Origin of the sequence: Robiginitalea sp. SC105, assembly GCF_014243345.1 — a bacterium.
GTDB lineage: Bacteria > Bacteroidota > Bacteroidia > Flavobacteriales > Flavobacteriaceae > Robiginitalea.
This window is the reverse complement of the sequence record NZ_JACLZF010000002.1, coordinates 1,391,097-1,414,584: the sequence shown is the minus strand read 5'-3', so window position 1 is coordinate 1,414,584 and position 23,488 is coordinate 1,391,097. Positions and strand designations below refer to the sequence as shown.

Annotated in this window: 21 protein-coding genes; 17 read left to right on the top strand and 4 right to left on the bottom strand. The window is 56.2% G+C overall.

The window, feature by feature from the left end; all coding sequences use genetic code 11:
* Positions 1-36: 36 nt before the first annotated feature.
* Positions 37-1,947 (top strand): molecular chaperone DnaK, encoded by a 1,911-nt coding sequence (gene dnaK, locus H7F20_RS15340; RefSeq protein ID WP_185787042.1) that lies wholly within the window; start codon positions 37-39, stop codon positions 1,945-1,947.
* Between the two features lie 106 nt (positions 1,948-2,053).
* A complete protein-coding gene (locus H7F20_RS15335; protein WP_185787041.1) occupies positions 2,054-3,022 on the top strand; it encodes a hypothetical protein in 969 nt (322 codons plus the stop codon).
* Between the two features lie 19 nt (positions 3,023-3,041).
* Here the strand turns inward: H7F20_RS15335 and H7F20_RS15330 are convergent, their stop codons facing one another.
* Together H7F20_RS15330 and H7F20_RS15325 are read right to left on the bottom strand one after the other, a co-directional pair.
* Positions 3,042-3,614 carry a GNAT family N-acetyltransferase gene (locus H7F20_RS15330; RefSeq protein WP_185787040.1) on the bottom strand — a complete coding sequence of 191 codons (573 nt, stop codon included), beginning with the start codon at positions 3,612-3,614 and terminating at the stop codon, positions 3,042-3,044.
* Positions 3,599-4,252: an alpha/beta hydrolase gene (locus H7F20_RS15325; RefSeq protein WP_185787039.1), complete on the bottom strand. Its 654-nt coding sequence runs from the start codon at positions 4,250-4,252 to the stop codon at positions 3,599-3,601. The genes H7F20_RS15330 and H7F20_RS15325 overlap by 16 nt, the downstream gene beginning before the upstream one ends.
* Before the next feature lie 42 nt (positions 4,253-4,294).
* On the opposite strand from H7F20_RS15325, the gene H7F20_RS15320 reads away from it, so the two are divergent.
* The 10 genes from H7F20_RS15320 (at position 4,295) to H7F20_RS15275 (ending at position 14,531) form a co-directional block, all read left to right on the top strand.
* Positions 4,295-4,720 (top strand): PaaI family thioesterase, encoded by a 426-nt coding sequence (locus tag H7F20_RS15320; RefSeq protein WP_185787038.1) that lies wholly within the window; start codon positions 4,295-4,297, stop codon positions 4,718-4,720.
* Entirely contained in the window at positions 4,698-5,786 is a 1,089-nt protein-coding gene (locus H7F20_RS15315) for a chorismate-binding protein (protein ID WP_185787037.1), read from the top strand. Before H7F20_RS15320 ends, H7F20_RS15315 begins: the two co-directional genes overlap by 23 nt.
* A 31-nt stretch (positions 5,787-5,817) precedes the next feature.
* Positions 5,818-7,578 carry a 2-succinyl-5-enolpyruvyl-6-hydroxy-3-cyclohexene-1-carboxylic-acid synthase gene (gene menD / locus H7F20_RS15310; protein WP_185787036.1) on the top strand — a complete coding sequence of 587 codons (1,761 nt, stop codon included), beginning with the start codon at positions 5,818-5,820 and terminating at the stop codon, positions 7,576-7,578.
* A 50-nt stretch (positions 7,579-7,628) separates the two neighbouring features.
* The gene (locus H7F20_RS15305) at positions 7,629-7,970 is read left to right on the top strand and encodes a DUF2853 family protein (protein WP_185787035.1); all 342 of its coding nucleotides are present in this window, start codon (positions 7,629-7,631) and stop codon (positions 7,968-7,970) included.
* Positions 7,971-8,014: 44 nt separating this feature from the next.
* Positions 8,015-8,845 (top strand): S1 RNA-binding domain-containing protein, encoded by an 831-nt coding sequence (locus H7F20_RS15300; RefSeq protein ID WP_185787034.1) that lies wholly within the window; start codon positions 8,015-8,017, stop codon positions 8,843-8,845.
* Positions 8,846-8,978: 133 nt separating this feature from the next.
* Entirely contained in the window at positions 8,979-9,578 is a 600-nt protein-coding gene (locus H7F20_RS15295; RefSeq protein WP_185787033.1) for an SPOR domain-containing protein, read from the top strand.
* Positions 9,579-9,580: 2 nt separating this feature from the next.
* Positions 9,581-10,489 carry a 1,4-dihydroxy-2-naphthoate octaprenyltransferase gene (gene menA / locus H7F20_RS15290; RefSeq protein WP_185787032.1) on the top strand — a complete coding sequence of 303 codons (909 nt, stop codon included), beginning with the start codon at positions 9,581-9,583 and terminating at the stop codon, positions 10,487-10,489.
* Between the two features lie 34 nt (positions 10,490-10,523).
* Complete coding sequence (locus H7F20_RS15285; RefSeq protein WP_185787031.1) at positions 10,524-11,279, top strand: LytTR family DNA-binding domain-containing protein; 756 nt, start codon at positions 10,524-10,526, stop codon at positions 11,277-11,279.
* 590 nt (positions 11,280-11,869) lie between these two features.
* Entirely contained in the window at positions 11,870-13,831 is a 1,962-nt protein-coding gene (locus tag H7F20_RS15280; protein ID WP_255444121.1) for a sensor histidine kinase, read from the top strand.
* Positions 13,832-13,853: 22 nt separating this feature from the next.
* On the top strand, positions 13,854-14,531 hold the full coding sequence (locus tag H7F20_RS15275) for a metal-dependent hydrolase (RefSeq protein ID WP_185787030.1): 678 nt from the start codon (positions 13,854-13,856) through the stop codon (positions 14,529-14,531).
* Here the strand turns inward: H7F20_RS15275 and H7F20_RS15270 are convergent, their stop codons facing one another.
* Entirely contained in the window at positions 14,532-15,323 is a 792-nt protein-coding gene (locus H7F20_RS15270) for an SDR family oxidoreductase (protein WP_185787029.1), read from the bottom strand.
* 48 nt (positions 15,324-15,371) lie between these two features.
* On the opposite strand from H7F20_RS15270, the gene H7F20_RS15265 reads away from it, so the two are divergent.
* From H7F20_RS15265 to H7F20_RS15245, 5 genes are all read left to right on the top strand, one after another.
* A complete protein-coding gene (locus H7F20_RS15265) occupies positions 15,372-16,421 on the top strand; it encodes an o-succinylbenzoate synthase (protein WP_185787028.1) in 1,050 nt (349 codons plus the stop codon).
* Positions 16,412-17,344, top strand: coding sequence for a CPBP family intramembrane glutamic endopeptidase (locus H7F20_RS15260; RefSeq protein WP_185787027.1), 933 nt, complete (start codon positions 16,412-16,414; stop codon positions 17,342-17,344). Before H7F20_RS15265 ends, H7F20_RS15260 begins: the two co-directional genes overlap by 10 nt.
* The gene (locus tag H7F20_RS15255) at positions 17,341-18,432 is read left to right on the top strand and encodes an AMP-binding protein (RefSeq protein WP_185787026.1); all 1,092 of its coding nucleotides are present in this window, start codon (positions 17,341-17,343) and stop codon (positions 18,430-18,432) included. The genes H7F20_RS15260 and H7F20_RS15255 overlap by 4 nt, the downstream gene beginning before the upstream one ends.
* Positions 18,433-18,536: 104 nt before the next feature.
* Complete coding sequence (locus tag H7F20_RS15250; RefSeq protein WP_185787184.1) at positions 18,537-19,856, top strand: M24 family metallopeptidase; 1,320 nt, start codon at positions 18,537-18,539, stop codon at positions 19,854-19,856.
* A 207-nt stretch (positions 19,857-20,063) separates the two neighbouring features.
* Positions 20,064-21,770, top strand: coding sequence for a carboxypeptidase-like regulatory domain-containing protein (locus H7F20_RS15245; RefSeq protein WP_185787025.1), 1,707 nt, complete (start codon positions 20,064-20,066; stop codon positions 21,768-21,770).
* Positions 21,771-21,792: 22 nt separating this feature from the next.
* Here H7F20_RS15245 and H7F20_RS15240 read toward each other — a convergent pair whose 3' ends face one another.
* Entirely contained in the window at positions 21,793-23,421 is a 1,629-nt protein-coding gene (locus H7F20_RS15240) for an acyl-CoA carboxylase subunit beta (protein ID WP_185787024.1), read from the bottom strand.
* Positions 23,422-23,488 lie beyond the last annotated feature (67 nt).

Genomic DNA, 23,488 nt, shown 5'->3' with positions numbered 1-23,488 from the left:
ACCGGAAAGCAATACATTAATTATAAAATTATAGGAATGAGCAAGATTATCGGAATAGATTTAGGTACCACAAACTCCTGCGTCTCCGTTATGGAGGGAAATGAGCCGGTGGTAATCCCGAACGCCGAGGGCAAGCGCACAACGCCTTCTGTTATCGCATTTGTCGAAGGCGGCGAGATCAAGGTAGGGGACCCGGCCAAACGGCAGGCGGTTACCAACCCGAACAAAACGATATACTCCATCAAGCGCTTTATGGGGAACAAGTACTCGGAATCCCAGAAGGAGGCAGAACGGGTACCTTATAAAGTGGTCAAGGGAGACAACAATACCCCAAGGGTGGATGTGGACGGACGCCTGTATACCCCCCAGGAGCTCTCCGCCATGATCCTCCAGAAAATGAAAAAGACAGCCGAGGATTACCTCGGGCAAACCGTCAACCGTGCAGTGATCACCGTCCCGGCCTATTTCAACGACTCCCAGCGCCAGGCGACCAAGGAAGCCGGGGAAATTGCCGGCCTGAAAGTGGAGCGGATCATCAACGAGCCGACCGCGGCCTCCCTCGCTTACGGACTGGATAAAAAAGACCAGGACCAGAAAATCGTGGTTTTTGACTTTGGCGGCGGTACCCATGACGTTTCCATCCTCGAACTTGGGGACGGCGTGTTTGAGGTGCTTTCCACAGACGGGGACACCCACCTGGGCGGGGACGACGTGGACCAGAAAATTATCGACTGGCTGGCCGATGAGTTCAAAAAAGAGGAAAGCATGGACCTGCGGGAGGACGCCATGGCGTTGCAGCGCCTTCGGGAAGCAGCCGAAAAGGCCAAGATCGAATTGTCATCGTCTTCCCAGACTGAAATCAACCTGCCGTATATCACCGCGACCTCTTCCGGGCCCAAACACCTGGTGCGTACGCTGTCCCGCGCAAAATTCGAGCAGTTGATCGAAGACCTGGTAAAGCGCACCATCGCGCCCTGTGAATCGGCACTGAAGACTGCCGGACTGTCCAAGAGCGATATCGACGAGATCATCCTCGTGGGAGGTTCCACCCGGATCCCCGCCGTACAGGAGGCTGTCGAGAAATTTTTCGGCAAAAAGCCCTCCAAGGGAGTAAACCCGGATGAGGTGGTTGCCATTGGTGCTGCCATCCAGGGAGGCGTGCTGACCGGGGATGTAAAGGATGTACTGCTTTTGGATGTAACCCCCCTGTCCCTCGGAATCGAGACCATGGGCGGCGTGAATACGAAACTGATCGAGGCGAACACCACCATCCCGACCAAGAAGTCACAGGTGTTCTCCACGGCCGCAGACAACCAGCCGTCTGTGGAAATCCACGTGCTGCAGGGAGAGCGTCCGATGGCCAAGGACAACAAGACCATCGGGCGGTTCCACCTGGATGGGATCCCGCCTGCACCCCGGGGCACACCCCAGATCGAGGTGACCTTTGACATCGATGCCAACGGGATTATCAAGGTGTCTGCGACGGATAAGGCAACCGGGAAATCCCAGGATATCCGAATCGAAGCTTCTTCCGGACTGACCGAAGAGGAAATCCAAAGGATGAAGTCAGAGGCGGAAGCCAATGCCGAAGCGGATAAGAAAGCCAAGGAGAAAGTAGACAAGCTCAACGAGGCGGACCAGATGATTTTCCAGACTGAGAAACAGCTCAGCGAATTCGGTGATAAATTGTCTGCCGACAAGAAGCAGGAGATCGAATCTGCCCTTGAAGCGCTCAAGAAGGCCTACGAAAGCAAGGACACGGATGTCATCCAGCCCGCCCTTGACAAGATCAACGAAGCCTGGAAGGCAGCTTCCGAAGAAATGTATAAGGCGCAGGCCGACGCCCAGCAGACAGGTGCAGACGCCGGAGCGGATACCGCTTCTTCCGCGGAGGATGCCAAGGAAGGCGACAATGTGGAAGACGTGGATTTCGAGGAAGTGAAATAAGAAACGCGGTTTTAAGGCGTTAGCATAAAGGGCGGAAAAATTTCCGCCCTTTTTTATTTTTGGGTCCGGGAGTCCGCCTTTGACCCGGAAGCAGTAATTTTACCCTATGATTCCAAACTACGCTTCAAAATTCGCACTGATCACCACCCTGTTCTCCCTGCTGGCACAGGCCCAGGTACCCGAGACCTTCACCCGAGCCGATTTTAGTTTGGTGGGCCCGGTTAAATCCTGTGTGGTCAAAGCGAATTACGGGGAGGAAACCTTCGAATTTGACAGGGTTGGAAAACTGATCAAATCGGAGACGCGCTACAGCGACACGGACTACGACATCACATATTACCGCTACCGGGACAGCCTGCTCAAAGAGCGCAGGGACGAGGTATACCGGGACCGGGTGTTTGATGAGCAGACCTCCATTGCCCACTTTTACCAGCGGGATACCACCGGACCACCCAGGCTGATGGAACGCATCGTTTCCTACGACCGGACGTTCCAGGAGCAGGTGGTTTATTACTTTGGGGATGCCGGTCGGTTGTCGCGGATCGTCCGCAGCGATGCGGAGGGGGTGGACGAGACCACAGTGGAATACACGGTTTTCAAGGAGGAGGAAACGGCCAGTTATTATCAGAACGGAGACCTGAAAAAATCAGTGCGGACCTCCCGGCGGCAGGGACCCGCAGGCGTGCAGACCACGGAACTGACCAAGGAATTTGTGCAGGGTGAACCTGTAAAGGCGGTAGAGCGGACAATGGATGCCGGAAACCGGCTCATCCGGGAGGTCACCTTTGCCTTTGACCGGGACAAGGGCTCCTTTGTGCCATCCAGGACCATTGATTTTACCTATAACCCGCAGAATTTCACCGAATCCGAGACCATTGTAACGCATTCGGCGAACAAAGGGGATGCTGCCACTGCCAAAAAGGAAACCCGGAACTTTGTTTACCAGATGGATGGCCACAAACCGGGCAACTGGATCCGGCAGATCATCACGCCCCAGAATACCATGGTCGTCCGGCAGATCGAGTACTACCAACCCCAGCCGGAAAAGGCGGCAAAGGACAGCCTGCCCGATTAACCCGTTTTAGCCTGCCCGGTTACCCAAACTGGCCTGTTCGGCTGTCTGCCCATTCCTCCCGGAGCAGCCCGTACACGCAGGTATTCCTCTTAAATCCATCGGACAAATAAACATTGGAGCGAAGGATGCCTTCGAGGCGGGCACCCAGTTTTTCAACTGCTTTCCTGGAGCGCAGGTTGCGTTCATCGATCCGGAATTCCACCCGTTCATACCCCATCTGGCCGAAGGCTTCCGCAAGCAGCAACTCCTTGACCGCCCCGTTCAGGCCGGTCCCCCAAAAGGATTTGGCGATCCAAGTGGCACCGATTTCGAGTACCTGGTTGGCCGGGTCCATCCGCATGAAGCGGGTGGAACCCGCATATTGGCCGGTTTTGCGGTCGAGGATCAGGAATACAAGGCTTATTCCCTGTCGCATCTCCGCCAGGGCTTTCCCGAAATACGCCTCAAAACCTTCCTGGGTATGGAGGATACCCGGGGAATAGCGGATAAGTTCCGGATCCCGCGCAACTTCCCGTAAAAGCCGGTAATTGGCTCCCGCGAGCGGGACCAGGTGTGCCCGGGCATTCTGCAGCTCTTTTATTCCCGAATCCATTGCCGTTGCAATTCGTGTCCCCCCGCATAGGAAATCGGTTTAAGGCGGGACCCGAAGACATCCCGTGCATGGCCTATCAACCGGGAGCGATCCCATTTATCGGCAAGGGGATCGGAATCCCCGTATAGCAATTCTACCCGGCAGGTATCCGGCAGGTGGTCAAAATCCCGGGGGGAAACATCGTCCGGGACTTTTCCGGCATACAAGACGATGCGGTCACAGCTGATTTTACGCTGCGCCACCCACCGGCATACGATGGACACCCCCTGAGAGTATCCAAAAAACACCAGGCGCCCGGCAGTGGACAGGGCTTCACTTTCAGCTATTTGGTCCAGGTACCCCAACAGGTTCTCCATCTGCATGGCCGTATGCTTCCGCGTCAGCCAGCAGGCGCCTACGCGGTCGTAGGATTCCGTCTGGTAATAGAGGGAGGGGGCCTGGGGTGCCACGAGGTAATGGCGATCGGGGTCCAGATGCTCAAAGTGCTTCAGGAAATGGGGGGCAAGGTACCCGATCCCATGGAAAACCATCCAGGTGGATTGCGTGTCGGCCGAACGCCTGCCCCTGGTAAAATAGGGCTGGCTGGCGGTATAGGAAACCGCTTTCTGGGTGCTGGAAGGCGTATCGGGCTCGGACATCTTTCTTACGGGAATGTTTACCTTTGCAAAAATGTAAAATGCATGGAGCAATACAAAGAAAAAATCCTCGGGGTTTGCAACGGAATCTGCAAAAATACGCTGATGGAGACCCTTGGCATTGAATTTACGGATGTGGGTGAAAACTACCTGACCGCCCGCATGCCGGTTACCCCCCGGGTACACCAGCCGGATGGCATCCTGCACGGAGGTGCGACCGTGGCCCTGGCCGAAAGCGTTGCAAGTGCTGCTTCCTATGTATTCCTGGATGCCCAGAAGTTTTTTGTCCGGGGGATTGAAATTTCCGCAAACCACCTGCGGAGCATCTCCGAGGGCTTTGTTTATGCACGTGCCTCCATGCTGCACCACGGCAGGACCACCCAGTTGTGGGAGATCCGGGTTACCGGTCCCGAAGATGAGCTGATTTCCCTTTGTAAACTTACCACCATTGCCCTCCCCAAAGAAAATTAAGTTATCCCGCCTCCAGCCTTTGTTGGAGGAGCAATTGCAGGCGTCGCTTCCGCTGGTCGTCTACCGGGAACCCGGTGGGCGCGAACTCCTTACCCTGTTACAGGACGACTCCCGCCTGTCTATAATGGAGGGGATGGACCGCCCCGGTTTCGTATTTGCCCCTTTCCATTTTATTTCACGGCAGGCAGTGCTTTTGCAGGCCGATACCTATTATCGAACCCCTTACAAACCGGGACCCCCTTGTGAGCAAACCGTTTCACCGCGGCCGGACCCCGAGGGTCGCGAAATCCACAAGGAACTTGTTGCAGAAGCGATCCGGGCCATCCGGGGCAGTGAACTCGAAAAAGTAGTCCTGGCGAGGCGGTTTTCCGTCCCCTTTTCCGGTTCTGCCACGGAGCTGTTTTTCCACTTGTGCGATACCTACCCGGAGGCCCTTTGCTACCTGTGGCACCATCCGGAAACCGGTACCTGGCTGGGGGCCAGCCCGGAACAATTGATGGCCTTTGACGGGGAGAAGGGCTGTACGGATGCCCTGGCCGGGACCCTGCCGGCAAAAGGAACCGCAGCACCGGACTGGACTGGGAAGGAATACCGGGAGCAGCAAATGGTTGCGCAGTACATCCGGGAAAAACTCCGGGAGGCCGGGCTGGAGGCCGAGGTAGGCCCCACCAGGAACGAACGGGCCGGTTCCCTCTGGCACCTCAAGACCCGGATTGGTTTCCGGGCAGGGACGGCACAGGCTGCAAAATTGGTCACCTCCCTGCATCCCACCCCTGCCGTTTGCGGCCTCCCGGCCGGACCGGCCAGGGAATACATCCTGAAACATGAAAACTTCGACCGGGAATTCTATGCCGGTTACCTCGGGGAAGTAGGGCTTCAGGCACCGGGTTCCTTCCGCCTGTACGTCAACCTGAGGTGCATGCAGCTTCGCTCCGGTAACGCCCATGTTTATGTGGGCGGGGGCATTACAGCCGAATCGGATCCCGGACTGGAATGGGAGGAAATTCAGCACAAGAGCCTGACGGTGCTCCGGGTACTCGAGAATTCGTCCCAAAGGCTGGGATAGCAGGGGGGCGCTTCGTATTTTTGCAGCGTTTATGAGATATACCGACATCCCTGCCGCCCATACCCTGGTAACCTACTGCAAAGCCTGGGGAATCCGACAAGTGGTTTTGTCTCCCGGGTCGCGTAACGCCCCGTTGGTCCTGGGGTTTACTTCGGACCCCTTCTTTGAGTGCTTCAGCGTGGTAGACGAGCGGAGCGCGGCCTTTTTTGCATTGGGACTCAGCCAGCAGTCCGGTATCCCCACCGCCCTGGTATGTACATCGGGAAGCGCCATGCTGAATTACTATCCGGCCGTGGCCGAGGCCTATTACAGCAGGGTCCCCCTCCTGGTCCTCTCGGCAGACCGCCCGGCATACAAGATAGACATCGGCGACGGGCAGACGATCCGACAGGAAGGCGTTTACGACAAACATATCGGGTTCCAGGCCAGCCTCCTACAGGATGTGACCCATGCAACCGGCAGAATCCGTTGGATGAACGGGACAGCACCCGGGTCGGAAGAGGCCCTCACCCGGATGCAGGCGGGCATTCAGCGGGAAAACGAAGGGATGATTCAAACGGCCTTGAGTCTGGCCCTGGAGGAGCACCTGCCTGTACACCTGAACATCCCCCTGGAGGAACCCCTCTACGGAACACGCTCGTATCCGCCGCTTCCCCTGGAGCCGCGGAAGCTGCCAAAGAACAGGAATGTGGAGCCGGAAGGGGAGGGGTTGCTTACAGACTGGCAGGCCCTTGGGCGAAAGATGGTCCTGGTCGGGAGCCTGCCCCCTGGCGGCCTTTCCCCGGAAGTCCAGCAACAACTGGCTTCCGATCCATCCATCCTGGTATTTACGGAGACCACTTCCAACCTGCACCATAAGGACTTTTTCCCAAGCATCGACAGCATCCTGGCCCCGATCGAACAATCCGATAATGCAGCTGCCTCTTTTGCCGCCCTGCGCCCCGACCTGCTCCTGACCATCGGGGGGATGGTGGTTTCCAAAAAAATCAAGCAGTTCCTCAGGACCTATCCGCCTGCGCGGCACTGGCACCTGGGCCCCTATAATGCCTATGATACATTTTTTGCGCTTACTGGCCATATCCGTTCGGATGCGGATGGCTTCCTGGCCAGCTTCCTCGGGCGGACCGGCAATTCAGCGGCCAAAGTGACCTACCGGCAGCCCTGGGCCCGCATCCGCGAATCCTATGAAAAGCGCCGGGGTACCTACCTGGATCAAATTCCTTACTGTGACTTTGCCGCCTTTGGTCGGATCCTCGCGGACATTCCCCCGGGCTACCAGGTTCAGCTGGCTAACAGTTCCACGGTCCGCTATGCCCAGTTGTTCGACATGGCTCCGGAGAACCCGGTTTTTTGCAACCGGGGGACTTCCGGGATTGAAGGCAGCACCTCAACGGCTATAGGGGCCGCCCATAATTATACCGGGCCCACCCTTTTGCTCAGCGGGGACCTCAGTTTCCTGTACGATGTCAATGGCCTCTGGAACAACAGCCTGCGCAACGATTTCAGGGTTATCGTGATCAACAACGGAGGAGGGGGCATTTTCAGGATCCTGCCGGGGAAGGAGGACAGCCCGGCCTTTGCATCCTTCTTTGAAACCGTCCATCACCGGCAGATCGCGCCAATTTGTGACGCCTACGGCCTGGATCACCTGCAGGCCGAAAACCGCGCGGAACTATCCGCTGCGCTGTCCGAATTCTGGAAGCCTTCGGAGCGCCCCCGATTACTGGAGGTGAGCACCCCACGGGAAGTAAACGACCGGGTTTTGCTCGACTATTTTGAATTCCTAACTTAGGCGCCGGTTTATGGAACCTGCGCAGATACAATAACCTTCGTTGCCACAACATGAGCAGAAGAGACGAACTCATACCGCTGTATGCGGCCGATATTCGGGATAAGTTCCAGCAGGAGCCCGATATGGACTTACTGAAGGCCGTTACCATAGGCCTCGGTCCTTCCATCTACAACCACGATTCGGCCCGAGTATCGGGTACGGACCCCAGGGAGTTGGAAACCGTCCGACAGAATTTTTTGGTGGGCAAGCTCGGCCTGGCAGACAGCGATTCCCTGATGGACGCCATCCGGGAGGTACTGTCGATCTACGGCAAATCGCAGCGGAACAAGTACCGCGCCGTGGTTTATTACATGCTGGTTCGCCATTTCGGCAGGGAATCTGTTTACCTTTGAAGGCCGGGAGCCGGCAGCTATTCGATTAAAATGGAGGATCGGGCATGATTGAGCTGGGGAATTACAATACACTGACCATCAAACGAAGCACCAGGGTGGGCCTCTTCCTGGGGGATGAGGACGTCGACGACCTCCTGCTGCCCAACAAATACGTCCCCGAGGATTTCGAAATCGGAGGGACCATCCGGGTGTTCTGCTACCTGGACCACGAGGAGCGGCCTGTGGCGACTACCCTGGAGCCCCTGATTACCCGGGACTCCTTCGGGTTCCTGGAGGTGGCCGAGGTGAACCAGTTCGGCGCCTTTCTGAACTGGGGTCTTGAAAAACACCTGCTGGTGCCCTACCGGGAACAAACGGAACGGATGGAGAAGGGCAGGAGTTATGTGGTCTATTGCCACCTGGATCCTAAATCCTTCCGGTTGGTGGCATCGGCCAGGATTGTACGTCACCTGGATAATACGGAAGTCTCCCTGTCTGCAGGCGATGAGGTCCGTATCCTCCCGTACCGGGTCACCGACCTGGGTACGGAAGTCATTGTCAACCAACGCCACCATGGCCTGGTTTTCGCTGACCAGATTTTCAAGAACCTGGAAATCGGAAAACCGGCCACCGGCTATATAAAGACGGTCCGTGCAGACAACAAACTGGACGTGGTGCTGGAACCCCTGGGGATCCGAAAACTCGAGCCGACGGCCGAACGGATATTCACGGAACTCAAAGCGGCAGGGGGGATGCTTCCCCTCCACGACAAATCGGCCCCGGAAGCGATCAGCAATCGATTGCAGATGAGCAAAAAGCTTTTCAAAAAGGGTATCGGGATCCTCTACCGGGAACGCCGGATCGACATCCGGGACGATGGCATCCACCTCCTCTGAGGGCCGGCAATATACGGGGGGAGCCAAGACAGGTAACTACCTGGACCACCGGGGGAAGAATCCCGGAAGAGGTTTGCCGGAACCACCCATTTTAATTACTTTTATCCCTGTATCCATCTAATATTTCCTGAGTATGCCTTTTATCGAAGAAAGCGATCTGCTGGAGTTGCACAAGGACATCGACAAGGCGCAGATCATCAACGAGCGCCTTCTAGACCAGATAAAGTTCAAGAACAAGGAGCTGAAGCGCTCGAAGATTCAACGCAATATTTTTGCCGGGATCACAGCTGTTTTTTTGATAGGCGCGCTGGCTGCAGCCTCGTTTACAGTGGGGTTGACTTCCAGCGTCCAACAACAATCCCGGGACTTCGTCACCTATCCCCTGGACAGCCTCGAAGTCATCAAGGGCCGCCTGGACAACCTCAAGCAGCAGAACGAGGAACTGAGTCTGGTGCGCGAATTCTACCTGGCAAAAAAGTTCATCGAAAAGGAAACCATCTACTCCGTGCAGGTCAAGGCCTTTGTGGATAAAAACCTGAGCCTTGCCTCCGAATCCCTTACCAATTCCCTTTTTGTCAAGGCGAATCCATTCTATGCGTATTCCGTGGGCAACTTCGAAACCCTTGAGGAAGCGCAAAAGTTCCGTCGGGAGCTTGTGGCGATGGGTTTCAATGATGCCTTTGTTGCCTCCTACAAGGACGGGAAACGAATTGCAATCGAAGACGCACAATAGACTTGCAAAAATTTAAGATCTGGCTGAATGCGGCCAGAATCCGCACATTACCACTGTCCCTTGCGGGCGTTCTGGCGGGCACTGCAATTGCGCGGTGGTCCGGATACCAGGATACCGCCTTATTTCTGCTCACCTTGTGTACTACTCTGGCTTACCAGGTGACCTCTAATTTTGCCAATGATTATGGCGATGGTGTAAAAGGCACGGATAATGATTCGCGGATCGGCCCTGCCAGGGTCCTGCAGAGCGGAGCGCTTGCCGGCCCCGAACTCAAAAGGGGTGTCCTGGTGGCTGCCGGCATCAGCGGCCTTTTCACCCTTGCAACCCTCTACCGGGCTTTTGGAGGGAGCCAATGGGGCTACCTGCTGGTGTTCCTCCTGCTGGGCGGGCTGGCTATCTGGGCCTCCATCCGGTATACGGTTGGGGAAAGGGCCTACGGCTACCGGGGCCTGGGGGACCTGTTCGTATTCCTGTTTTTTGGCCTGGTAAGCGTACAGGGCACGCAGTTCCTCTATACCCGTGAAGTACTGGCCGATGCCTGGCTGCCGGCACTGGCTATCGGATTACTTTCCGTAGGGGTACTCAACCTGAACAACCTCCGGGACCGGGAGCCGGACCGTGCCTCGGGCAAACGGACGCTGGTGGTGATCATCGGATATGAGAACGGCAGGCGGTACCACTACCTGCTATGTACGCTTTCTTTCCTGGCCATGGGTTTTTTTGTTTTGCTCGAGCCCGGTAGCCTTGCGCGGGGTTTGTGCCTCCTTCCCTACACAATCATCTTCCGGCACCTGGTGCGGATGGCGAAGATCCGGCGGCCAGCCGACCTGGACCCGGAATTAAAAAAGGTGGCCCTGAGTACGTTTTTTATCGGGTTGCTGCTTTACATTGCAAGTCATAATTTTTTGTAAATTTGATGGTATAACCATCATAAACCAAGCTGCTTTGGAACAACCCATTAAAATTCTCATCGTGGAGGACAACGTGATCATTGCCGATGACATGCAGTCCATGCTGGAGGAGATCGGATACGAGATCGTGGACAACGTGATCGTATATGAGCAGGCGGAGGAAGTGTTGAGGACCAAGCAGGTAGACCTGGTACTGATCGATATCATCCTGGCGTCGGACAAGACGGGAATCGATCTTGGGAAACACATTCGGGAGAATTACGATATCCCATTCATATTTGTCACCTCCAACTCGGACCGGGCTACGGTAGAGAACGCCAAGACCGTGCAGCCGAACGGGTACCTGGTAAAGCCTTTTGAACAACAGGACCTGTATACCTCCATCGAAATTGCCCTTTCCAATTTTATCTACGGGACCAAAAACCGGTCTGCATCTGAGGCCGGGGAGGAAGCCGATGAGGTGACCTCAAATTCCGTGCTCAAGGACAGCATCTTTGTCAAAAAGCAGCATCTCTACTACCGGATCCAATTTGAGGACATCCTCTTTATCAAGGCAGACAACGTGTACCTGGAAGTGAACACCCGGGACAAAAAATTCCTGGTGCGTTCCCCCCTGAAGGATTACCTCGAAAAATTGCCCAGGAACAAATTTTACCGGGCGCATAAGTCCTATATCGTCAATGTGGACCATATCGATGCGATAAACTCCAAGGATATCATGATCAACAATACCCCGATCCCGATCTCCAAGGATTTCAAGGAGTTTATCATCTCCGCCATGAATTCCTGATCCCTGCTGGCGCTTTCCCCAGAGGTAAATATCCGCCCAGTGCATTTTCACAACAGGTTATTGCCCTTTGACAACAATTAGTTGCCCGGGTGCAAGTTCAGGGGCTATATTGCCGTTGTAATAGTGGATTAATTTTTTCATTTTCATATAGTGTTCTCGTAAAAGAGTCTCGTCGGAAGCGGCGGGGCTCTTTTTAGTTTCCGGGGTGCTGAGGGGCTTTTTGCCGACAAAGCGCAAATAAAATCGGCCAAACGCACTTAACCACCCTTCAGGCGATTTTCACAACAGAAATAGTCCCTTTCACAACATTTGGCAGGAACGAATGGCAGATCCGCTTATTTTTGAATTGTCTGACCGTAATGAGCCCCACATCTTACTGTTTGGATAAATAGGCTGTGTATCCGTACACAGCCTTTTTCCATTATCCACCCGAAGGAGTGATTTCGCTGGCTACCCTCCGGGAGGCGCTAACCACACGTTGGCCGGGATATACAACAATTCCTGTGGCGAACGTTTAAAAAAAGCTATGTTTGGGGTGCTTCGTCCTCAGGCGGGGCAACCCTTTTCAAAAAGGGGATAGGGCGCAAATTATGATTGCAAGAATCGCAATAGGCTTGTTGGTTTTAATGGCGGTATCCGTTCAGGATATCCGGGCACAGGATTTGTCGATGCCCGATTCCGGGGCACTGCAAACCTTCAAGGAACTCCTGCAGCCGGAAGACAAATACGATTTCTTTTTTGCCACCCCCAACCGGTACGAGGAACAATCGGCCTATGACTGGCTCGATTCGGTCACCTCCGAGCTCAATGCCGCCAAACGCGCGGGTGATTCCACGGCCATGCGCACCTATCAACTGCTCCAGGCCCACCTCTATTTTGACCTCGGCGACTATAACAAAAGCGTGGCCATTGCCAACGACCTCTACCTGGACATCCCCGAATCCGACCGGGAAACCATGCAGGCCCTGCTGGAACTCATCGACAAAACCTACGGCCAACTGCAGCTCTACGACAAGCAGATTGAAATCCGGAAGGAAAAGCGCGAGCGGGGCTTTACCGAAAATATAGCCTTCTACGATATCTATTCCAACCTGGGCATGCACCGGAAAGCCCTCAAGGATTATATCATGGAGATGAAGAAGAACGTCGACCAGACGAATCTCTACCAGCTTGCGGAGTACGATAATACGGTGGGTGGGTTTCTCCTGAAGGACAATACGGCGGCAGCGGCCCTCTCCTACTTCAAAAAGGCACAGGGATATATTGTGGTCTACCTGAACGACATACAGAATGTCAAGACCGACAAGGAGGTAGCCCAGGCGGAATTGCTCAAAGCGCTGATCGAAGGGAATATCGGCAAATCCAATGTACAGCTCACCCAGTTCCGCGAGGCGCTGCCCCACCTGGAAAACAGCATCGCCGTCCTGGAAGACCAGCACCGGGATATCTACACCCGGGCCATAGCGGAGAATACCCTCGCACTGGCGGAAGCCCACCTCGAACTGGATAATATGGAAAAAGCCCGGGAATACCTGGACATGGACCTGACAGGTGTCCCGGTGGAACTGGTGCTGCAGCGCAACCGCCTGCTGGCGTATTATTACGACCGCTTAGAGGACTACGCAAGCGAAGTGCGCTACCTGCGCCGCAATGCCCGGTTGCAGGATTCCATCGACCGGGCGGAATCCTCGCGCCGCAAGCAGCAGCTGCTGGCTATCGTGGCCAATGAGGAACTGGAGAATTCCAAGATCATGATCAATGCGCAGAAGCAGGAACTCGAACGGGGCCGGCAGGAACTTCAGGAACAGGATATGCGGATCAATCTGGTGTTTATCTCCCTCGTATTTACCCTTTTGGGGTTTGCCGGACTGGTGTACGCCTACCTGAAAAGTATCAAGAATCAACGACTGATCGCCGAACAGAAACACATCATCGAGAATTCCCTGGTCGAAAAGGATTCCCTGCTCAAGGAAATACACCACCGGGTAAAGAACAACCTGCAGATGGTATCCAGCCTGCTGAGCCTGCAAACCAAGAACACGCGCAGCCGGGCGGCCATCGAGGCCCTGGAGGAAGGGAAGACGCGGGTCAAGGCCATGGCGCTCATCCACCAGAAACTCTACCAGAATGACGACCTGTCCGTCATCGAGATGCAGGGCTATATCGAAAGCCTGATCAACAGCGTCCAATCCGTGTTCAAAAAGGGGGGGCACAACATCAATATTGCCATTGATGCAGAGGGCGTGGAGCTCGATATCGACCGGGCCATCCCTTTCGGGCTCATCCTCAACGAACTGGTTTCGAACTCCTTCAAATACGCCTTCCCGGATGATGACATGGAAGGGAAAATCTACATCCACATCCGCAAAAATGGTGAAGGGGGCTTCTTTGAATATACCGACAACGGGGTGGGCCTGTCGGAGGAATCCGAGGAACGCGCGAACAATTCGATGGGTATCCGGCTGATCCAGCGACTGGTCAACCAGTTACAGTCTACCCTGAACATCGACAAAACCGGCGAGGGGGTTCGGTTTTGGTTCAATTTTAAATAAATTTGGAAGAAAGCCTTCTTCCATGAAAATCACCTTCCTCGGGCACGCAGCCCTCAAGATTGATACCGGGTCCCATACCCTGGTGGTGGACCCGTTTATCACCGCCAATGACCTGGCCAGGGATCTCATTGACCTGTCGGGCCTTCAGCCCGATTTTATCCTCCTGACCCACGCGCACCAGGACCACGTGCTGGACACCGAAGCCCTGGCAGGGGATGGGGCCACCATCATCAGCAACTACGAAATCGTAAGCCATTACCAGAAAAAAGGGTTTGACGGCCACCCAATGAACCACGGGGGTGCCAGGGAATTTGAATTCGGATGGCTGAAATATGTGAATGCCGTCCATACCTCTTCCTTTGCGGATGGGTCGTACGGGGGGCAACCCGGCGGTTTCCTCCTGAGGGCAGGGGGCAAACAGATCTATATTGCCGGTGACACTGCCCTGCATATGGACATGAAACTAATCCCCGAATACGGGAAACCGGACCTGGCTGTCCTCCCCATCGGGGATAATTTCACCATGGGGGTGGAAGATGCCGTCAGGGCCAGCGATTTTGTCGGTTGCAATCGGGTGATGGGCGTGCACTACGATACATTCGGTTACATCGTAATCGATAAGGAGCGGGCCCGGACCGCCTTTGAAGCTTCGGGCAAAACCCTATTGCTGCCGGGGATTGGAGAAGAAATCACCGTCTGATCAGACCACCCTGCTGCGGGCCACCGTCCGGTGGAGGAGTTTCTGGGACAACCGTTTAAGATAGACCCCCAGGACCTCTCTCCCGCCGACATAGGCTTCCCATTTATCCTTTTCAACTGCACGCCACATGCGCCTGGCACAGGCCTCAGGGGATATCCCTTCCTGCGTGGCCTGGTCGTCCCGGCCCTGGGGGCTTCCGTCCCCCGTTAGCGCGTTCCTGGCAATTTGGGTGCGCACAAAGCCCGGGCAGATCATGGTAACCCCGATCCCCTGGTTTTCGTGTTCCATGCGCAGGACGTCGAAAAAACCATGGAGCGCATGTTTGGCCCCGCAATACCCGGAGCGCAGGGGGGAACCGAATTTCCCCATCAGGCTGGTTACCGTCACAAACCGGCCGCCCCCCCTTTGCACGAATTCCGGCAGGATCGCCTTGCTGAGACCCACGGTTCCCAGGTAGTTGATTTCCATCAGGTCCCGGTACACCTCCAGGGCCGTATCTGCAATCAGGGACCGCTGGCTGACGCCTGCATTGTTGACAAGGATGTCCGGCAGGCCAAAAAAAGCGGTCGCTTCCCGCACCTTTTCCCCGAATGTTTCCGGTCGGGCGAGGTCCAGGGGCAGGATGCCTGCCTTCTCAGGATTGGCACAGCGCTCCCGGACGGCAGCAAGCGCTTCCTCCCGCCGTGCGGAAAGGACCAGCCGGTGTCCCTTTTCGCTGAGATGGAGGGCGAGCGCTTCCCCGATCCCGGAAGAAGCCCCGGTGATCCATACCACCTGGTTTTTTAATGACATAAACAGGATATTTAACCCCCAAAATATACGTAAATTTGATCCATACGCATGGAGGCTTCCCATATCAAATACACCCTGGATTTTATCCGGCCCGGCGGTACTTCCCGCGGGGTGCTCACCCAAAAGGAAACCCATTTCCTCTGCCTGGCGGACGGGGAAAACTGGGGGATCGGGGAGTGTGCCCTTTTCAGGGGCCTGAGCTGGGATGACCGGCCCGGCTATCAACAACAGCTCGATTGGGCCTGCGGGAACATCCACCGGGGCCTGGAGGCCCTGAGAGAGGAGTTGTGCCGGTGGCCCAGCCTGGTGTTCGGCCTGGAACAGGCCTTCCGGTCCCTGCAGGGGGATTCGCCCATGCAGCTGTTTGATTCGGGCTTTACCAGCGGGACCCCCATCCCCATCAACGGGCTCATTTGGATGGGGGATGCTGGCTTTATGCGGGAGCAGATCCGCCGGAAGATTGCCGAGGGATACCGCTGCCTGAAACTGAAAATCGGGTCCCTGGATTTTGAAACGGAGCTGGCCCTGATCCGGCAGGTGAGGCAGGAATTCCCTGAAGGGGAACTGGAGATCCGCGTAGATGCCAACGGGGCCTTTACGCCAGGGCAGGCGCCGGAGCGGTTGCATGCTCTGGCTGCACTGGGGCTGCATTCCATCGAACAGCCGATCCGGCAGGGCCAGTGGGAGGAGATGGCCGCGCTTTGCCGGGAAAACATCCTGCCCATTGCCCTGGACGAGGAACTTATCGGCATATGCGACCCGGAAGAAAAAATACAGCTCCTGGAGGCAATCCGGCCACAGTATATTATTTTAAAGCCCAGCCTGATTGGCGGGTTTGCCGCCGGGGAGGAATGGATCCGCCTCGCCGGCGAAAGGAATATCGGCTGGTGGGTTACCAGTGCCCTGGAGAGCAACGTCGGGCTCAACGCCATTGCCCAGTGGACTGCCGGGCTGGAAACCGATATGCCCCAGGGGCTGGGTACCGGTTCCCTTTTTTCGAATAACTTTGACAGCCCGCTTGAAACTGACGGGGGCCACTTGTGGTACCGTGCGGACCGGGACTGGAATATTCCCTTATTGAAGTCATTATGTACATAGAACAAGGTTACCGCGGCAACCTGGGTCGCTGGAAGTACTTTTTTATCCCTGCCGGATTTGTGGGGCTCATGGTGGTCAATTTTCTGACCATCCTCAACTCGGACATCAGTGTGGAGGACGCCACCCGGCAGATGATCGAGGTAATGGGCAAGAATACGTTTCTGGCCCTGAACCTGGCCTTTATGGCCTTCGGGCTGGTTCTGGTCCTCTTGTGGACCCGTTTTGTCCATCCCCAGTCCATCCGGTCCCTGACCACCTCCCGCAGGCGGGTGGACTGGAAGCGCGTTTTTTTCGCCTTCCTCCTGTGGGGCGGGATTACCGTTGGGGTCACCCTGCTGGACGTGGCGCTTTCCCCGGATGACTATCAGTGGAATTTCCAATGGGAAGCCTTCTGGAAACTGGCGGTAATCGCGATCCTCCTGATCCCCCTGCAGACCAGCTTTGAAGAGTACCTCTTCCGGGGCCATATGATGCAGGGGCTGGGGATCATTGCCGGTAACCGCTGGGTCCCCCTGTTAGTCACTTCCCTGCTGTTCGGCATACTCCATATTGCCAATCCCGAGGTGGAAAAACTGGGTTACAGCAGTCTGGTGTACTATATTGGGACCGGTTTTTTCCTGGGGATTATCACCCTGATGGACGAAGGGCTCGAACTCGCCCTGGGTTTCCACGCCGCGAACAACCTGGTAACAGCACTTCTGGTAACCTCCACATGGACTGCTTTCCAGACGGATTCCATTTACCTGGATGTTTCGGATCCTTCCCTGGGATGGGAGGCATATGTCCCCGTATTTGTGGTTTTCCCACTGCTGTTGTGGATATTTGCACGAAAATACGGCTGGCGGAACTGGAAAGACCGGTTAACCGGGCCAGTACGGAGCGAGGCCGAAGCCCGTAAAGAATTTGAAAACACTGCCTTATGAAGGAAGTATACCATCCCGGATTCCGCCTCGAAGGCCAGTCCTTTGATTATGAAGACCTGAGGGAAGTTGCCTACAGCCTGGTCAAGGAAGGGCTGCCCTATGAGCGCGACCTGGGGGACTTTATGATGGATTGGCTTTCCAGTACCCCCTATATCGTCCAGCATACGTCGGGCTCCACCGGCAAACCAAAGCCGGTGCGCCTCGATAAATGGACCCTGGTAGCGGGTGCCCGGCAAACCGGGGAATACCTCGGCCTGGGTCGCGGGACCCGTGCCCTGTGCTGCCTGCCATTTTCAACCATAGCCGGCAAGATGATGTTGATCCGTGCAATGGTCCTGGGCTGGGACCTTGTCCCGTCGGCTCCGTCTTCGGATCCATTAAGCGCCGTACCGGGCAAATTTGATTTTGCGGCAATGGTCCCCCTCCAGCTCCGGTCTTCTCTGAACCGGCTGGAGCGCATCTCCAAAATTATTGTGGGCGGGGCACCCGTACCGGCTTCCCTGCTTGAAGCCCTCCCTCGCAAGGGGACAGAGATATGGGAAACCTACGGCATGACCGAAACGGGCAGCCACGTGGCCCTGCGGAAACTCAAACCCATCCCGCCGGGCTCCGACCCGGAAGAGGAATTGCCCCCCTATACCGGCCTGGAAGGCATTACTTTCAGTGTCGACAAGCGCGGCTGCCTGGTCATCGAATCCCCGGAACGCTTTAGCGAGCCGGTCCGGACCAATGACCTGGTCACCCTGGAACCGGGTGGCGGATTCCGCTGGAACGGGCGCTGGGACCACGTGATCAACTCCGGGGGCGTAAAGCTGATCGCCGAACAACTGGAGACCAGGCTGGCCGCCCTGTTGAGTTGCCGGTATTTCGTGTCTGGCGAGCCGGACGACCGCCTGGGGGAACGCCTGGTGCTGTTTGTGGAAGGGCAGCACGATATCGGGGAGCTCTCCGACCGCATCGCGGCTTCAGGCCGCTTTACGGAATACGAAATCCCCAAACAGATCTACGCCATGGAGCACTTTGCCCAGACCGCCAGCGGCAAGATCGACCGGAAGGGTACAGTGGCCCTGCTAAACCCCGATAATTGAAACCTCGTCAACCGAAACTTTGTTATTCGAAACCTTCTTAACCGAAACCAAAAGAACATAAATTGAATACCTTGAAAAACTTCTTCCTTTCCCTCGTATTTCTCATGGCCGGTACTTCTGCCGCCTTTTCCCAATATATCCTGCCGGAAGCCGAAAGGGCTGCGTTGGTGGACCAGTTGCTGGAGCGGCGGCTCGATTCCCTGCTTCCCATGCTGATGGAGCGCAGCGGCATTGACATGTGGGTCCTGATTTCCCGTGAATACAATGAGGACCCCGTACTGAAAACCTTCCTGCCCGCCACCTGGCTCAGTGCGCGTCGCCGGACCATCCTGCTTTTTTACCGGGACCCCGCAACCGGGAACACGGAACGCCTGGCGGTGGCCCGCTATAATATCGGGAAGAGCATCCGGTCTGCCTGGGACAAGGAACAGGAGCCGGACCAATGGAAGCGGTTGATGGAACTGATTGCCGAGCGGGACCCGAAAACCATCGGCCTGAATTATTCGGAGGACCACAACATCGCCGATGGGCTGGATAAAACGGATTACGACGCCTTTATGGCCTACCTGCCCCGGAAATTCCAGAGCAGGGTGGTCTCCGCAGAGGACCTGGCGGTCAGCTGGATCGAGACCCGTATCCCGGAGGAAATGCCTATCTACAGTCACCTGGTACGCGTGACACACAACATTATTGCCGAGGCGTTTTCCGACCAGGTGATCATGCCTGGCAGGACCACCACCTCCGACGTGGAATGGTGGATGCGTCAAAAGGTTACCGACCTGGGGTTGGACACCTGGTTTCACCCCACCGTGGATATACAGCGCTCGGCGAGCCCGTTGCAGGGTCACCTGTATTCCTTTTCCGACCGTCCGGAACAACAAGTGATACAGCCGGGGGACCTGTTGCATTGCGACTTTGGGATCACCTACCTCCGCCTCAATACGGATTGCCAGCAACTCGCCTATGTGCTGCGGCCGGGGGAAACCCAGGCCCCTGAATTCCTCAGCAGCGCCCTCGCCGACGGCAACCGCGTGCAGGATATCCTGGTATCCCAAATGCAGGCCGGCCGGACAGGGAACGAGATCCTGGCGGCCTCCCTGGCCATTGGCAGGGGGGAAGGCCTCCGTCCCTCCATCTATACCCATCCACTGGGGACGTATGGCCATTCGGCCGGGACGACCATTGGGATGTGGGATTCCCAGGACGGCGTGAACAGGGCAGACGGCACCCGTTATGTGTTGCACCGGAATACCGCCTATGCCATAGAACTCAACACCACGGTAACCCTGCCCGAATGGGACCGGGATATCCGGGTCATGCTGGAAGAACCGGGCTATTTTGGCAGTGATGGATTCGTCTACCCGGATGGTCGGCAGACCCGACTCCACCTGATCGGCAACCACCGGGCCGCCCTGGGGAATTAACGGTGGAGCGCTGCCTGTGATCCGTTAGCCCTTAAAGGGACGCAGGTTCCCTGCGACCTCAATAGCCCCCAGGGTCCGGCAAAGGCCCTAGCAAAGGCCCTGCAAACCCCCTGAGGATACGCTGCGGGACTTTCACATAATTTTGTAACTTTAGGAAGGTCCCGGTCAGAAACGGCCGGGTTTTAAAAATTGCTAAAGGAAAAAGTTATGAGATTATTGATTGTATTACTCTGCCTGCCTGCCCTCATGGCAGCCCAGGAGAGCCGGCTGATCAAGGGCAAGATCACGGACGGCAGCGAACCCCTCCCGGACGTAACCATCACCATCGAGGGGGAGGAGACTTCCGCCTATACCAATTCGGAAGGGCGGTATGAGATTGAAGCGGAAACCGGGGATATCCTCCATTACAACTATACCGGGATGAAGGAGATCCGCCTGAAGGTGGAGGATGTCACGCGCTTTTTGAACCTGGTCATGGTTCCGGAATATACCGAACTGGAGGAGGTCACCATGACGCGCCGGCTGAAATCCCAACAGGAGCTGCAGCAGGAATATCCCGAAAACGAACGGATTATCCGGACCTCCTTCGGGTTTTTGGACCCGGATGCGACTCCCGGCCGGGTGATCAGCCTTACCGGTGACCAGATAAACCCCATTGGCATATGCCTGCTGGATTACCTGCGGAACCGGTTTGCAAACCTCATCGTTCAGGGATCCTGTTCCAACCCGGAAACGGGCCGGGTATTCCTGAGGACCCAGGGTTCCATCCTGAACCAGGTCCCCGCTATTTTTGACGTGGACGGCATGATCTACACAACGGCGGCTGCCTGGTTGGATATCAACCAGATCGAGCGGATGGCGATCATCTACAACCGGTCCATGGCCGTCCGGTATGGAAGCCTGGCTGCCGGTGGCGTGATCGTGATCAACACGGTGAATTCCCGGTATGCCGCAGCGAAACAGGCGCCTGGCATTACCACTGCCACTACCAAAAAGTCCCTTTCCAGGGAACAGTTGGCCGAGAACGCCCCCACATACCTGAAGGAAATGCGGATGGCCGGCTCAAACACGGAGGCCCAGCAGGTGTACCAGCAATACGCGGAGAAATATTCGGCCTCCCCCTTCTTTTTCCTGGATGCTTATGAGCACTTTTATTCCAGTCGTTCCGACCGGGAATTTGCCGACCTGATAATCGCCGACAACCAATTCCGTTTTGCCGGAAATGCGGTGATCCTCAAGGCGCTGGGCTACCTATACCAGGAACAGGGCAGGGAGGAAAAGGCCCGCGATATCTACAAGGAGGTATTTATACTCCGGCCGGAGTACAGCCAGTCCTACCTGGACATGGCCAATGCCTACCGGGATACCCGTCAATATGCCAAGGCGGCCGCCCTCCTGGGCCGGTACCAGTACCTGCTTACCGAGGGCTATCTGATTGGCTCTGACGATTTCTGGCTCATCCAGCAGCACGACAGCGACAACCTTTTTGCGATGGAAGGGGAGAACCTGGGCACGGATATGCGGCAGGTGACCACCGACCCCTATCTGGATGGCGCAACCCGCCTGGTTTTTGAATGGAACGACAGCGAAGCGGAGTTCGAGCTCCAGTTTATCAACCCCAACGGGGCCACTTACGACTGGAAGCACACCTACGCGGATAACTCAGAACGGATCGAGGACGAGAAAATAAGTGGGTATGGGACGGCGGAGTATGTCATTGACCCCTCCACCCCCGGGCCCTGGCAGGTGAACGTCACCTACCTCGGAAACAAAAGCCTGACGCCCAGTTACCTGAAGGTGACCACCTATACCAATTTCGGGACTTCCAGGCAACAAAAGCAGGTGGAGACCTTTAAGTTGTTCCTGAAGGGGGCCAGCCAGGAACTCATGACCCTGAACAACCCGTTGCGGTAGCGGTTAGCAGCGAAAAGCCCTTTCAAACCTGCAGTACCCCCATGTTGAAGTCCCGCTCAATGGGAGCGTGATTGGCAGCTTCTATGCCCGTACTGATCCATTTGCGGGTGTCGGCAGGGTCGATGATGGCATCGGTCCACAGGCGGGCCGCGGCATAATAGGGGGATATCTGCTCATCGTACCGCTGCTTGATTTTTTCGTACAATTCCTTTTCCTTCTCCGGGGTGATGGTTTCCCCTTTTTTCTTGAGGGCGGCCGTTTCGATTTGCAGCAGCACCTTGGCAGCGCTGTTCCCGCTCATTACGGCCAGTTCGGCTCCGGGCCAGGAAACGATCAGCCTCGGGTCGTAGGCCTTGCCGCACATGGCGTAGTTACCCGCCCCATAGCTGTTCCCGATAATCACGGTAAATTTAGGCACCACGGAGTTGCTCACGGCGTTGACCATTTTTGCCCCGTCCTTGATGATCCCCCCATGTTCGCTTTTGCTGCCCACCATAAACCCGGTCACGTCCTGCAGGAACACCAGCGGGATGCGCTTCTGATTGCAATTGGCGATGAACCGGGTGGCCTTGTCGGCCGAGTCCGAGTAGATGACCCCGCCGATGCGCATTTCACCCTTGGCGGTCTTGGTGACCTTTCGTTGGTTGGCCACGATCCCCACGGCCCAGCCGTCGATCCGCGCATAACCGCATAGCAGCGATTTTCCGAAGCCTTCCTTATATTGTTCAAATTCCGAACCGTCCGTAAGCCGACGGATCACTTCCAGCATGTCGTAGGGTTCCGAACGGGAGGCAGGCACGATCCCGTGGACGGTTTCCGGTTTTTCCATTGGGGGATTTGGTTGGGCCCGGTCGAATCCGGCCCGGTCGCGCGCGCCCATTTTATCGAAGATCTTACGGATCCTGTCCAGGGCATCCTTGTCGTCCTTTGCCTTGTAGTCGGTAACTCCACTGATTTCGCAGTGCGTGGTGGCCCCGCCCAGGGTCTCGTTATCCACGGTTTCCCCAATGGCCGCCTTGACCAGGTAGCTCCCTGCCAGGAAGATGCTCCCGGTTTTCTCCACGATCAGGGCCTCGTCACTCATGATGGGCAGGTAGGCACCCCCGGCGACGCAACTGCCCATTACGGCGGCTACCTGCGGAATCCCCAGGCTGCTCATCACGGCATTGTTCCGGAAGATACGCCCGAAGTGTTCCTTATCCGGGAAGATTTCGTCCTGCATGGGCAGGAAGACGCCGGCGCTGTCCACGAGATAGATGATCGGCAGGCGGTTCTCAATCGCGATTTCCTGGGCCCTCAGGTTCTTTTTCCCGGTGATCGGGAACCAGGCGCCGGCCTTCACGGTGGCGTCGTTGGCCACCACCACGCACAGCCTGCCGGAGACCTTCCCGATTTTTACGACCACGCCCCCACTGGGACAGCCCCCGTATTCCTCATACATGCCATAACCTGCAAATGCACCTATTTCCAGGGCATCCCCAGGTTCGTCCAGCAGGTATTCGATCCGTTCCCGGGCCGTCATCTTCCCCTCGGCATGCAGCTTTTCGATCCTTTTATCCCCCCCGCCTTTGGCAACCCGGGCATAGCGCTTCCGCAATTCGGAAAGCAGGAGTCGGTTCTGGTCTTCGTTTTTGTTGAATTTCACATCCATGTCGGTTCTGGGCTTCTAGAGTGGCGGCCCTAAAGATACGCATGATTTTATCATTACATTTGGGGGT